Below are 13354 nucleotides of genomic sequence, written 5' to 3'. Positions count from 1 at the left end.
GATCTTCTGTAACCATTTTACTCCTGCAATAAGTTTTTAACTGGACTTTCTAAGTGTCTAAAAGCAAATTTTATCTAGATAGCAAAGCTTTAAAACTGGGCTGTGAGTTAAAGGTTAGCTATTTTCGTCAGGTGACTCTAATCGATAAGTTAAATTCAACTGTAGGAAAGGCTGTATCATGGCTAACACTGCTATTGGTGCTAGTAATAGTGATCGATGTGATTCTTCGCTATACCTTAAGCATTACATCGGCAGCTTCTTTTGAATTAGAATGGCATCTGTTTGCTGGAATTTTTTTGCTAGGCGCAGCATATACTCTGCAGCAGGACAAGCATGTGAGAGTTGATGTATTTTATGATCGCTTTTCGGAAAGAACAAAAGCCTGGGTAAATCTTTTAGGTGGCCTATTTCTTTTGCTCCCCTTTTGCGCTATCGCTTTTTGGGAGTCAATTTCTTTTGTTCAAAGCTCATATGAACTTGGAGAGACTAGTCCTCAACCAGGAGGCCTCCCAGCCAGATGGCTGATTAAATCAACAATCCCGATCGGATTTTTACTATTAGGGATGCAGGGAATTTCTTCAATCACCAAATCAATAACTACCATTTCAGATGGAAAAGAGTAAAAAAACTAACACTAACGAAGAACAAACTCCACAATGGCTGAAAACCATTCAGCTGAATAGTTGGGAAGCGGAGCTACTTATATCAGCGTTGGTACTTTATGCATTATTTCAAATACCAGATTATTTGAGCACTACTTCATTACAATCTTTTGAAAGAGGGAGTAGGATGCATCGGCTTGTAGACTATTTGAACGACGCAATTCAGCTTCTAAGCTTTGGATACATCCTGCACATATTGGTAAGAGGAATATGGGTAGCCTCAGTAGGACTCAGCTATGTTTATCCCAAAGGTGTGGATCAGGATTCACTAAATTTTAAAGGCAATTTCAAAAAAGAGTTAAACTCTACGGGTTCGCTGGTGAAAATGGTCTTGAGATTGGAGGAACTCTCGTCAATTATATATGGCGTTTCTTTTATATTCTTTGGTACGCTTGTCGGATTTGTTGCACTCATGTTCTCATTTTTATTCTTTGTTGAGTTCATAACCCCATTGATGAATAAGAATACCAACATAGCTGGTGCTTTTGGGATGATAATCCTATTCTACTTTTTTCTTACCATCCTGGTATTTATCGATTTTCTAACAAACGGACTTTTTAGAAGAAAGAACTGGTCTGCAGATTGGTTTTATTGGGTCGCAAGAATATTTAGAGTAGTCACCCTTTCTTTTCTGTACCGTCGTTCGCTTCTCGTACTGATTTCTAATACAAAAGGCTGGAAATCTTACTTAATCCCCTTCATCGTTTTAGGTGTTACAGCAGGATATCTATACATCGTGGACGTGCGTCACGATAATATTCGAGATAACTACTTTCAGCGAATGGAAGTTGGAGATTATTCGAGCTTCAACTATGAGAACACAAGAAATAAAAACGATTATATCATAACCACGATACAATCCGATATCATACATGACAATACTCTAAAAGTATTTATGAAGGACTTAAACTCCTTTGATGGTATCTACACATTCGAAGGAAAGAAAAAAGTTGAAAATGGAATTTGGGATGGACTGCCTTCAGACAGTATCACCGCATATTTTGACAAACGTCTGACTGTGCAAGTTGATAGCATAGAAATCAAAGAGCTCAATTGGTTTAAAACGCAGCATCCTACCACCTATGAATTTGGCTTTACTACATTCATAGACCTCGAATCATTTGATCGCGGTGCTCACTTCTTGAAAATAGGCATAGACACTACTGGGTTAAAGCCTATTGCAAAAAATATTGTGAGGAAGAAAAACTATTCATTGCAGACTATTAGTAACATTTATTTTGTCTACGATAAGCCGTGATTGAGTATTTACCATTAATCCTATTTGGGGCAATCTTCTTGCTCATTCTTTTCGGATACCCCGTCGCATTTACTTTGGGTGGTCTTTCGATAATTGTTGGATTATTGGTTTTCGATGCGGACTTCTTCTATCTCCTCTCGCTGAGGATTTATGGAACGATGCAAAATTTCGTACTACTGGCAGTCCCCTTATTCATATTCATGGGGATAATGTTAGAAAAGTCTGGAATTGCAGAAAAGCTTTTGCATACGATGAGTATGCTCTTCGGAAACATACGTGGTGGCTTAGCTATTGCGGTAGTCGTGGTTGGTGCTATGCTTGCAGCCTCAACAGGTATTGTTGGAGCTACTGTTGTTACCATGGGATTAATAAGCTTGCCCACCATGCTAAAGAATGGCTATGGACCTAGAATAAGTACAGGTGTTATTGCATCTTCCGGAACCTTGGGCCAAATCATTCCTCCTTCTGTCGTACTTGTTTTGCTTGGCAGTGTTCTTAATGTTTCTGTGGGTGATCTATTTCTGGCAGCAATAATTCCAGGAGTAGGTCTTGTTGCCGTTTACTTATTGTACATCATCGTATACGGCCAAGTATTTCCAAGTAGAGTACCTAAAGTATCCAAAGAACAACTTCAAGCGTTTCGAAACCGGGGATTTACCGTAGAAGTTGTGAAGTCCTTCCTATTCCCGCTCATCCTGATTTTAATTGTATTGGGGTCCATTTTTGCCGGCGTTGCGTCACCGACAGAAGCAGCAGGAGTTGGAGCTTTCGGAGCCATGATACTGGCCATCGTTAGCAAAAAATTTAATCTGGGAATGCTAAAAGAGGTAATGAAAGAGACTACGATGTTAACCTCTATGGTATTCATGATTTTGGTAGGTGCTACTGCATTTTCGCTAGTCTTCAGAGGTTTGGAAGGAGATAAATTCTTGTTGAGCCTTATTCAAAGCGCAGATATGAATGCTACAACGTTTTTAATTGTGGTCATGATTATTGTTTTCATTTCTGGCTTTTTCATTGACTTCATAGAAATCGTTTTCATTATTGTCCCTGTCGTGGCTCCAATTTTTGTTTCGCTTGGTGTCGATCTGGTTTGGATAGGAATCTTGCTTGCCATCAACCTTCAAACTTCCTTCTTGACCCCACCTTTTGGCTTCGCATTATTCTATTTGAAAGGAGTGGCTCCTCCAGAAGTAAAAACGCGTCACATATATCAAGGAATTGTACCTTTTGTAATCATACAGCTGCTGTTTTTAATCCTTTTGATAGTATTTCCCAATCTGATTTCGATAATTTAAGGATTGGATTCCTATGATTTTGAGAATTTCTATCATATTGATATGCATAGTTGCTAGTCTTTATGGTCAATCTCAGGAATATATTTTCACGAGACTGACCGAAGAAGAGGGGCTACCAGGTAATCAAACCACTTGTTTCCTCAAGGACCGGAATGGTTTCATGTGGATCGGTACAACAAGCGGATTATGTAGGTACGATGGTAAGCAGATTAAGTCTTATACAAAGGATTTGGGCTATGGCATATCGGACGATAATATCAATTCAATCATCCAAGATGCTGACGGAATACTTTGGATAGGTACCAATGGTGGCGGGCTTAATAAATTAGACCCGTCATCCGAAGAATTCACAACATTCAAGCATGATCCAGATGACCCACTAACTATTTCTGGCGATCGAATCAGAAAACTTGTTCATGGTGATAGTGGAACAATTTGGATTGCGTTTGACAATGGGATAGGTCTTAGCAAATTCAATAAAAAAACTGGCGTCTCTGTAAACTACGCCCCTTTCAACATGATCAAATCTTCAGGTGTCAAGGCGATACGAGGTATGGTTTGGGATCCTAAAAATCCAATGACGTTGTGGCTGGGAACGACTAGCGGTCTCATTCGATTTGATATTGCCAGAGAAGAATTTGAATTGATAGATCATCCATTGAGAAAGATCGACCGATATGGTCTCTTCGCACTGGATCAAATTGATGAAAATCGTTTAATAGGGGGATTTTTTCATGCTGGCCTGGATATATATGATATCAATAAGAAAGAATGGGAAAATGTATATTCGGATCCAAAATCGCCAATTAGAATATTTGATCTTGCAAGAAAATCAGAAAAAGAATTTTGGGTTGCAGCAAGAAAAAAGGGGTTAGCAGTCTACAATATCGATGAAAAAAAATTAAGATTTATTCCTTCAGATCTTAACAACTATTCCACCCCATTTCCTGGGTTTACAATGGGGGTTTACAATGAGGAAGATCGAGTTTGGGTAGGCGGAAAGTACGGAGTTTCTTATTCTAATATTAAAAGCGATGCATTTCGTTTCGAACCCATTTCACCTAAAGGAATTACAAATTCGCAAATAATCGGAATCAGTGAGAAATTCAACAAAAGATACATGCTTGCATTACCTCTCAAAGGGCTTTTAGAGTTTGATAAAAAATCAAATCAAAGCAAGCTTCATTCCGCTGAAAACGAAGGCTCCGCATTCTATCAGATGCTAGAGAGAGAAGATATCATTTACCTGACTGATAGAAATAGGTATTTGTATGTTTTTGATAAAAAGACTGCCTCTTTCGAAGAAATTCAAACTCCAATGGTCGATCAAAGAACACTCGCAATAAGAGGAATCAAAGAGTGGACTGACACCCATGCGATTATCTTAACTGCATATGGAGGCGCGTGGAAATTGGCATATAAGACAAACCAGATCACTCCATTAATGCCAGAATTAAACACTGATGAATGGCAGCAAGATTTGTTATCTCTTGAAGATGGAACATTATGGATAGGTGGAACCAAAGGGATAGTAAAGTTTGACCCATCCACCAATGAAATTTCAGAAGTTTCGCTTGAAGTTATCGATAGCAGAGAAAAACACATCCACACGATGGCTCAGGGCGATGATGGAGTCATCTGGATGGGCACTTCAAGAGGCCTGATAAAACTTGACGGAGGGGAAGAGACATTATACAACGTCCAAAATTCAGAACTGGCCGGAAATTTAGTTTTCGACATTGTTATTGCTGACAATGATTTGCTTTGGTTAAAGACTCAGAAAGGGATTAGTAAATTCATTCCATCTGAAATGAAAGTAGTCAACTACAATCGTGCAGATGGCATTGACCCTGCCGGGACACTAATTTCCACTGGAGGGGATGTTCTCTATGGTACTTACAATGGGTACTTTGTTCTGAGCGAACAAACAATCAACAAGTTAGAGGAAGTACCAGCTGTTCATCTTCACAACTTTCAAGTGGCAAACGAAGATTTTGAAAGTGAATATGCTATTAACTACACTGAAGATATAAACCTGGAATACTGGGAGAACTTCTTCTCATTCACCTTCTCGACTCCCAACTTCCAAAATCCTGACAGATTACAGTATTCCTATCGATTACTTGGACTAGATGATGAATGGATTACGAACAATAGAAGATTTGCAACTTTCACAAATTTGGATGGAGGCACTTATACATTTGAGGTAAGGGCTAGAAGTATTGAAAGTGATTGGGGACCTACCAAATCAATTAGAATTCATTTAGCATCTCCATTTTGGAAGACCTGGTGGTTTTACCTGATATGTGGATTAGTGATTGTTGGATCAGGAATTCTTATTTATAAACTTAGAATTAGGACAATACAAAGAATGGCAGATTTGGCTGCACAAGAACTTCAGATAGAAGCCCTGAAAAATAGATTCACAGAATTGCATACCAGTCCTGCCGAGATAGCGGTTCAATTGAATTTTAGAGAGCTTAATGAAAAACTGAATAATCCTCTTACTATCAGAGAATTTGAAGTCCTGAAGCTTAGTCTCGAGGGCAAGACCAATGCCGAAATCAGCGATGACCTTTCAATCTCTATTAGCACGGTAAAATTTCATCTTCGAAACACTTATTCAAAAATGGGAGTCGGCAATCGAAAAGAAGCATTTCAGTACATGCTAAACGCTTGATTTTACAAAAACTAACCCATAGGGTTAGGAAAAAAATGGAATTAAGGGCTGTTTTTTGAATAAAAGCCGCAATGAAGTCCTTAGTTCCAATCTTAGTTTTGTTCGCCACGTCACTATTCGGGCAAAATGATTTAGATACAGATCTACTTAAATCTGAACAGGCCTATAAAAAAGGGAATTATGATAGTGCGCTATTCTATCTAGATACCGACGTACAAAATGAATCCAAAGAACTATTAAGACTCAAAATTTACTGGAAACAAGGAGAGCTTGAGAAAAGCCTAACTGGGATAAATCAGTTTTTAAGCAATACTCAAAGCGAAGAAGTCAGAATCGGCCTTACGCTATTAAAAGGAAAAGTTCTATTCAGCAAAGGACAGCCAATGTTGTCAGTGGAACTTATGGATTCACTAATACAAAGTATATCCACCCCTGAACATCTAGCTGAAGCAATAAATACGAAATCCAAAAGTCTGATTTGGGCGGGTGAGTCGTCAAAGGCCTCCGTAGTTAACGATAAAGCAGATAGTATCTACGAGGCTAACGATTTGAGCATGCCGATTCTGCTTGGCAATATTTACAATGTCAATGGAATCTTGTTCTACTTCAGTGGTGATTTCGATCAGGCAATCAAATATTTTGAACTTGCAATAGATGAGAAAAAGAAAGTGCTATCAACTACTCACCCAGACATCATTGCTCTCTTTGGGAATACAGGAGTGATGTATAAAAACAAACAGGAATATGATAAAGCACTTAAATACTATGGGTTTGAATTAGAAAATTATGCAAAGACAGTAGGTGCAGATCACCCTTTAGTAGCCACAACCTACCAGAACATAGGAAATATTTACGGTTCTAAAGCGGAGTATGATCTTGCACTGGAGGCATTTGATAAGTCATTAAAAATCCGTCAAGAAAAGCTTGGAGAAGAAAACCCTCTTACGCTAGATATTTATGAGTGGATAGGGAACATATATGCCGATATGGGGGAATATGATCAAGCCCAAACGACCTTCGAAAAGGTGCTAGAAGGAAGAATCGAAAACTTTGGAGAAGAAAACCACTTCGTATCCCTCACTTACTACAACCTCGGTGAGATTTTTTACTTGCTAGGAAGGTATGAGCTTGCGCTTTCAAACTTCAAAAAAGCTGCAAACATTGGCGAATCGGTCTATGAAGAAAAAAGCTATGAGCATGCAGGCAATTACAATGGAATTGCCATGTCTCTTGACAAATTAGGAGAATTTGAAAGAGCTAGAAAATTCTATTTTTTATCACTCCAACAGTCGTTCCCAAACTACCAATGGAATGGGGATGCGACACAGCCACCAAGAATAATTAACTACTTAAGGTTTGATGAAGTATTTATTTCACTCATCGGCTTGGCAAGGTCGCATGCAGCAACCGCAAACCATGAAGCCTTAAAAACTTCTCTAAAATTTGTCGCGACCTCAAGGAATCTGATAGACCTCCACAAAAGAAGTCTCACCAATAAATCAGACCAAGTGAGAATATCCAGAAGTGCAAAAGAGCTGGCAGATATTGCAATTGAAATCAATTACAAACTATATCAGCAAACAAATGAAGAACAGTATTTGGCCTCTATTTTTCAGTGGAGCGAATATGTGAAAGGAACAACTTTGTTAAACACTATTTCGGATCAAAAAGCGAAACAATTTTCAGGAATTCCAGATTCCTTACTTGATCAAGAATATAGATTCAGACTTCAAAAGGATTCATTAAAGACGCTAATAAGTGAGTCGAATGAAGAGAATGGGAACGCAAACCTCATTTCCTCTTTGCTAGAGTTAGAAACCGATCATGAAAATTTTATTGCCGTTTTAGAGCGCCAATACCCACGATATTCGGAATTAAAGTATGGATTGAAACCGATATCGTTCCATGAAATCTCAAAGTCTATATATGACTCAGATCAAGCAATAGTTCAGTACTTTGTATCAGAACAAAGGCGTGTTTTTGCATCAATAATCACCAAAAACAACCACATGGTTGTGACATCAAATTGCCAAAATCTTCTGGATCAAATTGGCCTTTTTAGAAAATCACTGGATGAGATAGATCAACCTAAATTTGAAAACTACTCCAAAGAATTATTCAAATCTATATTTCAGCCAATAGAAGAGAATCTGGCAGGAATTAAAAATCTGACAATCATCCCGGACGGAATTCTCGGATATATCCCTTTTGAATTGCTCATTGATAGCGAAGGAAAATACCTTCTTGAATCATATCAAATTAAGTATGATTTATCGTCAACAATGCTTGCCCAACGGGTCGATGAAAACTCCTCCGCTAATAAATTGCTTGCTTACGCCCCAGAATTCGGCACTACAGATCAAACAAACAACTCATTAATACCCGTGCGATCAAACACTCTTGAAGCATTGCCAGGTGCAATCAAAGAAGTAGAGAATATAAAGACAGTACTAAGCAGTGAACTTAGAATTGGATCGCTAGCAACAGAATCGTTATTCAAATCAGAATCTAAAAAATTTGATGTTCTCCATCTTGCCACTCACTCTATCATAAACGAAAGAGATCCAAACTATACAAAATTGATGTTTGCTCCCGATGAAAAGGAGGATGGAGCACTTCACATTTACGAACTTGAAAACTTAACCTTAAATGCGCAATTAGTGACACTAAGCGCCTGCAATACAGGCATAGGAAAGATTGCAGAAGGTGAAGGTGTTATGAGTCTAGCCAGATCCTTCAGATCTGTTGGGGTTCCTAGTGTGGTGATGAGTTTATGGCCTGCATCCGATAAATCAACCCCAAAGTTGATGCAATATTTCTATCAGAATTTGAAAGACGGTCAATCTAAAGATTTGGCTCTGAATAATGCCAGAAAACAATACCTCTCAGAAGCAGAAGGCAAGTCTCGTCATCCTTTCTACTGGGGTGGCTTCGTACTTATTGGAGACAATAGCCCAATTCAAACAGAGCAAAAATTTTATGGTTTTTTCATCCCCATACTTCTGACTTTTGTAATGATAGTGGTACTGTATTCAAGAGGAAAGTCGAGAGCGGCACAATGATATACGCTCATTGAAGTCATCAAGCTTAGTTAAATTGGTTATATGAAACGCACCACCATTTTCTTCATGCTTCTGTTGATTTTTGGGAAAGCTTTATCCCAATCACAAATAGTCAAAGACAGTTTGACGGCAGAAAGCTTCTTTAACAAGGGTGTCAGCCTAAGGGCCAATGGGTCTTTTGATGAGGCCATTACTTCGTTTGACTCAGCGAAGTATTACTTTATGGTAGCTCAAGATACAGGATTGTATTTCATCACGATCACTGATATTAGCTGGTGTTATATTCTCAAAGGTGAATTTGACAATGCAATGAATTTGTGTAATGCTGCGCTGAATGAAGTGAAGTCTTACAACTTTGATTCCGAAGGAATTTTTTATCGTCAAATGGGGATAATTACTTCAAGTCAATCTGATTATGAGAGCAGTCTTCAATATTTCTTAAAAACTAAGGATGACTTTGAACGGAGATATGGTAAAGAGCACAACAGATATGCCAGAGCATTAGGAGATATTTCTATTACCCATCACAGGATGGGACAATACGCCAAGGCATTGGAGTATCGAATGGAGGCACTTGAAATACAGAAAAAAAACAAGTCATCATTAATGACTCAAATAAATGCCAACCTTAACCTCGGTGCTCTTTACTACGATATTAGCGATTATATCAAGTCTCTTAAGTATGCTCTAGTTGCATTAGACCTATCCCTTGCTGACCCTAACCAAGTGAAAACCACCACCGCTGATATTTATGAAAATGTTGGCAACTGCTACAAGTCTCTTGGACAATACGAAAAGGCTATTCAATACCTTGAAAAGACCATGTCCATACGAAACGAAATCTTTGGTGATTCTCATTATAAAATTGCAAATACGTACCAAAATCTCGCTTCCTGCTATAACCAACTTGGGAGAAAAGAAGAAATGATTGATGCCTATGAAAAATCGTACGCTATGAGACAAGAAACGATTGGACAATCTCATATTCGAACAATAGAAGGTCTGAAGCACCTTGGCATTGGTTATCTAGATATTGAAGACTTCGAAAAAGCCGAATCGCTTTTGCTAGAAGCACTTGATCAAGAAAATGCCCGATATGGCGAAAATCATATACAAATAGCAATGACTTTGAACAATCTTGGCCATCTCAACAGGAGAAAAGGCAATTATGACAAGGGCATTGAATATGATCAGAAAGCTGCAGAAATGTTCAAAAAACTATATAAAGGAAATGGTCACCTTTTGAGTCAGATCTACCTTTCTCTGGCAAGAACATTTTTGGAAAAACAAGATTTCGAAATGGCCATTGAGTCATTAAACAAATCATTCGAAGCCAATGGAATGAAGCTATCAAATGATGCCTATGCTCCTCCTCATGTAGATTATTATTCAGGGTTGAGAGGTGTTCTTGAGTCCATGATGCTTAAGGTCGAAATTCTTGAAAAATCGGATTTAGATTTAGATATTCCAAAACTTGTCATGCAGCATGTTGATTCGGTCTCCTCAATGGTCAACAGAATTAAGGATGATTTCGGAAACCAATCAGATCTATTTTTCTTGATCAAAATCTACCATGATTTTGTAGATAAGGCAGTCTATCATACCTACTCAGCATATGAGAAGAGCCAAGATGAAGAACTACTCTATAAGGCGTTGGACTACATGGAATCTTCAAAAGACAATCTGCTTACGCAAAAGCTATATCGTCTCAATGTGAGGGAATTTTCTGATGTGCCTGATTCTCTTTTGCTACAGGAAAAGATTCTTCGAAGTAAGATAGAAGCTGCTAAAAATAAGTTAGCCTCTAATGATTCACTGCAACTTGCATTCAGTGAAGAGATCTTTGATCTGAACCACGAACTAGATCAACTATCAAGGATTTTTAAAGAAGATTATCCATCATACTACGAGATAAGTTATGGAGCTCGGGAAGTAAATAGAACTGAATTAAACAGTTATCTAAATGAAAGTGAATCTCAGGTACTGGTTTACTTCTCAGGAAAAGAAAATTTATACTCAATGATTCTTTCCAAGGATAAGAAGTCATTTATTAAGAATCCAAAATCTGAAAATTTTGATGAAGCTATTTATTCATTCAGGGAAGCTATTTCTAATCTAAATGATCAAAGCTATGAGCAAAAATCAGTCGACTTATATAAGCTTCTCATTCAAGATAAGGACGCATTGGATGACGGTCAACGTATGGTCATTATTGCGGATGGCTCATTATCAACCATACCATTTGAACTGCTTCAAACAGAAGACAACAAGTTCCTTTTAGAAGAATATAACATTGCCTATTCCAGCAGCCTGAAATACCTGTTTTTAAAATCGACACCTGACAATAACTCGAAGTACTTGGGCTTCGCTCCAAGTTTCACACAAACCTTAGCCATGGCTGATCCTGTAAGAGATGAATTGTCAAAAATTCCTGGAGCTATTGAAGAAGTGAATGCCCTTCAAGATCTTCTTGAGGGAATATCCTTTACGGAAAATGGAGCAACCGAGACCAATTTTAGAAATATTTCAGACCAATACGGCTTAATCCATTTGGCTACTCATGCCATCATTGACGATGCAAATCCTGATGCTTCAAGACTGGTATTTAGCTTAAATGAAGATACGCTTAATGATGGTTATCTGCATGCATATGAGATCTACAATCTTAAGCTGAATGCTTCATTGGCAACGCTGAGCGCATGTAATACTGGGTTTGGTAAAATTAATCAGGGAGAGGGCGTGATGTCTCTTTCCCGTGCATTTGCTTATGCTGGTGTACCAGCTACATTGGTGAGTTTATGGCCAGCTTCAGACAAGTCCACCCCTCAACTAATGAAGTTTTTCTATCAGAATCTGAAAGAAGGACAATCAAAAGATGAAGCATTAAATAATGCTCGCAAGCAATACTTAGTTACGGCTAAAGGCAAAGCAAGACATCCATTTTACTGGGGAGGATTTGTCCTAATTGGTGATAGTAGTCCTATAGAAGATGATCGAAACCTACTGGTTTATCTTATACCATCAATCCTAGTTGTTGTGATGATTTTAACACTTTACAGAAGAAAGAAAAATAGTTAAAGCTGAGCCAGCAAAGCTTTAGAGGTAGCAGCGAATTCTGATTGTCCATCGCCTAATTCTTCAAGCAATGGAATCGCTTTTTCTTTATTTCCAATCTTAACATGGATGAGAGCCGTATACCAGGTTGATGGTGTCTTGTAGCTGGCATCTTCGAGTTCAATTACTTTCTGAAAGTCCCCAAGAGCATTGTTAAATTCCTTAATCTGCAAATATGAAGCTCCTCTAAAAAAGTAATCTGAAGCATGGAGAATCTCCAACTTGCTAAATTCTTCGATAGCTATATCATAATCACCAGCATCATATGCTGCATATGCAAGACCTCTATTCGTAGAGTTTTCTTCACCTCGAGTCGTTGTTAGCTCATAGTTAGGATAGGTTTCATAGTACTGATCGAACAGTGAATCCTCCTCCCCTGTGAGGTAAAAAACAGATGATACGACAAGCAAAATAGAAGCTGCTATGCTGAGGTATGTCGGATTAATCATTCTCTTTCTTTTGTTCCCTCCTTCAAAGCCAGCAACCTTTTTCCGAAGTTCATTTCTTACAATCTCATCTCTGACACCTAGTTCATACGCCAACTCTTTCTTTTCCTCAGGCGAGAGGTTTTTTTCAAAAGCTTGACGCTCAGTGTCACTTAATTTGCCTTGAATATACTTATTTCTTAACTCATCCATCGGCTAATGGTTTATTTGTTTCCGATCTAAGTTTTTCCATGCACCGTTTTTTAGTGGTTCTGGAAACCGCCTCACTTTTATGTTTCATCAGATCTGCTATCTCACTCATAGATCTTTTTTCAAAATAAAACAGTCTTAGTATCTCTCTACAATTATCACTTAGTGAGTCAAGCAGTGATCTGGTTTGATCCCTAGCATCTTCATAAGTTTCCGTTAGCTCATCATCTTGTGCTAAAAATCTGTAATGCTCAAGCACGCCAGCTTCATGCTTTTCCTCTCTGCTAGAAGCATCAAATTGCTGCCTCACTCGATTCTTACCAATCCCAAATAGGTAAGTCTTCAATGAACTCCCAATCTCATCCAAACTACCATTCATGATCTTTTCAAAAAAAATCGTCAATGTATCTTGATAATGATCGAGTGCGTCATCTTCGGATATTCCGAACTTCCCAATACTCCATCTTACAAATTCCAATCGGTACCTAACATATACTTGCTCCATAGCCTTGGAATCTCCTCCACGGATATCAGCAACTATTTGATTATCACTTTTTCTAAAACTGATTTTCACTGATTAGTCGACAACTGATGGATTTGTGAACATTATTTCAAATAAAAATAAAAAAAACAGGATTCCATGTT

At 38.2% G+C, this 13354-nt stretch carries 8 protein-coding genes; 6 read left to right on the top strand and 2 right to left on the bottom strand.

Annotated features, from left to right (window positions below):
- Positions 1-53 precede the first annotated feature (53 nt).
- From ACY650_RS10095 to ACY650_RS10070, 6 genes are all read left to right on the top strand, one after another.
- Positions 54-623 (top strand): TRAP transporter small permease subunit, encoded by a 570-nt coding sequence (locus ACY650_RS10095; RefSeq protein ID WP_462254333.1) that lies wholly within the window; start codon positions 54-56, stop codon positions 621-623.
- Positions 610-1920, top strand: a complete 1311-nt coding sequence (locus ACY650_RS10090; RefSeq protein ID WP_462254331.1) for a hypothetical protein — start codon at positions 610-612, stop codon at positions 1918-1920. The genes ACY650_RS10095 and ACY650_RS10090 overlap by 14 nt, the downstream gene beginning before the upstream one ends.
- On the top strand, positions 1917-3218 hold the full coding sequence (locus ACY650_RS10085) for a TRAP transporter large permease (RefSeq protein WP_462254329.1): 1302 nt from the start codon (positions 1917-1919) through the stop codon (positions 3216-3218). Before ACY650_RS10090 ends, ACY650_RS10085 begins: the two co-directional genes overlap by 4 nt.
- A 13-nt stretch (positions 3219-3231) precedes the next feature.
- Positions 3232-5898 (top strand): LuxR C-terminal-related transcriptional regulator, encoded by a 2667-nt coding sequence (locus ACY650_RS10080; protein ID WP_462254327.1) that lies wholly within the window; start codon positions 3232-3234, stop codon positions 5896-5898.
- A gap of 71 nt (positions 5899-5969) precedes the next feature.
- Entirely contained in the window at positions 5970-8960 is a 2991-nt protein-coding gene (locus tag ACY650_RS10075; RefSeq protein ID WP_462254325.1) for a CHAT domain-containing protein, read from the top strand.
- A gap of 42 nt (positions 8961-9002) precedes the next feature.
- Positions 9003-12038, top strand: coding sequence for a CHAT domain-containing protein (locus ACY650_RS10070; protein ID WP_462254323.1), 3036 nt, complete (start codon positions 9003-9005; stop codon positions 12036-12038).
- Here ACY650_RS10070 and ACY650_RS10065 read toward each other — a convergent pair.
- Both ACY650_RS10065 and ACY650_RS10060 read right to left on the bottom strand, forming a co-directional pair.
- Entirely contained in the window at positions 12035-12712 is a 678-nt protein-coding gene (locus ACY650_RS10065; protein ID WP_462254321.1) for a tetratricopeptide repeat protein, read from the bottom strand. The genes ACY650_RS10070 and ACY650_RS10065 overlap by 4 nt on opposite strands.
- The gene (locus ACY650_RS10060; protein ID WP_462254319.1) at positions 12705-13283 is read right to left on the bottom strand and encodes an RNA polymerase sigma factor; all 579 of its coding nucleotides are present in this window, start codon (positions 13281-13283) and stop codon (positions 12705-12707) included. Before ACY650_RS10060 ends, ACY650_RS10065 begins: the two co-directional genes overlap by 8 nt.
- Positions 13284-13354 lie beyond the last annotated feature (71 nt).

Origin of the sequence: Ekhidna sp. (genome assembly GCF_963691765.1) — a bacterium.
Lineage (GTDB): Bacteria > Bacteroidota > Bacteroidia > Cytophagales > Cyclobacteriaceae > Ekhidna.
Note: the sequence above shows the minus strand (reverse complement) of the source record. Positions and strands in the feature narration are given on the sequence as shown.

Bases quoted from the DNA above. Each gene is read 5' to 3' on its own strand.
- ACY650_RS10090 (WP_462254331.1), top strand. From the start codon at position 610: ATGGAAAAGAGTAAAAAAACTAACACTAACGAAGAACAAACTCCACAA.
- ACY650_RS10080 (WP_462254327.1), top strand. From the start codon at position 3,232: ATGATTTTGAGAATTTCTATCATATTGATATGCATAGTTGCTAGTCTT.
- ACY650_RS10075 (WP_462254325.1), top strand. From the start codon at position 5,970: ATGAAGTCCTTAGTTCCAATCTTAGTTTTGTTCGCCACGTCACTATTC.
- ACY650_RS10070 (WP_462254323.1), top strand. From the start codon at position 9,003: ATGAAACGCACCACCATTTTCTTCATGCTTCTGTTGATTTTTGGGAAA.
- ACY650_RS10065 (WP_462254321.1), bottom strand. From the start codon at position 12,712: ATGGATGAGTTAAGAAATAAGTATATTCAAGGCAAATTAAGTGACACT.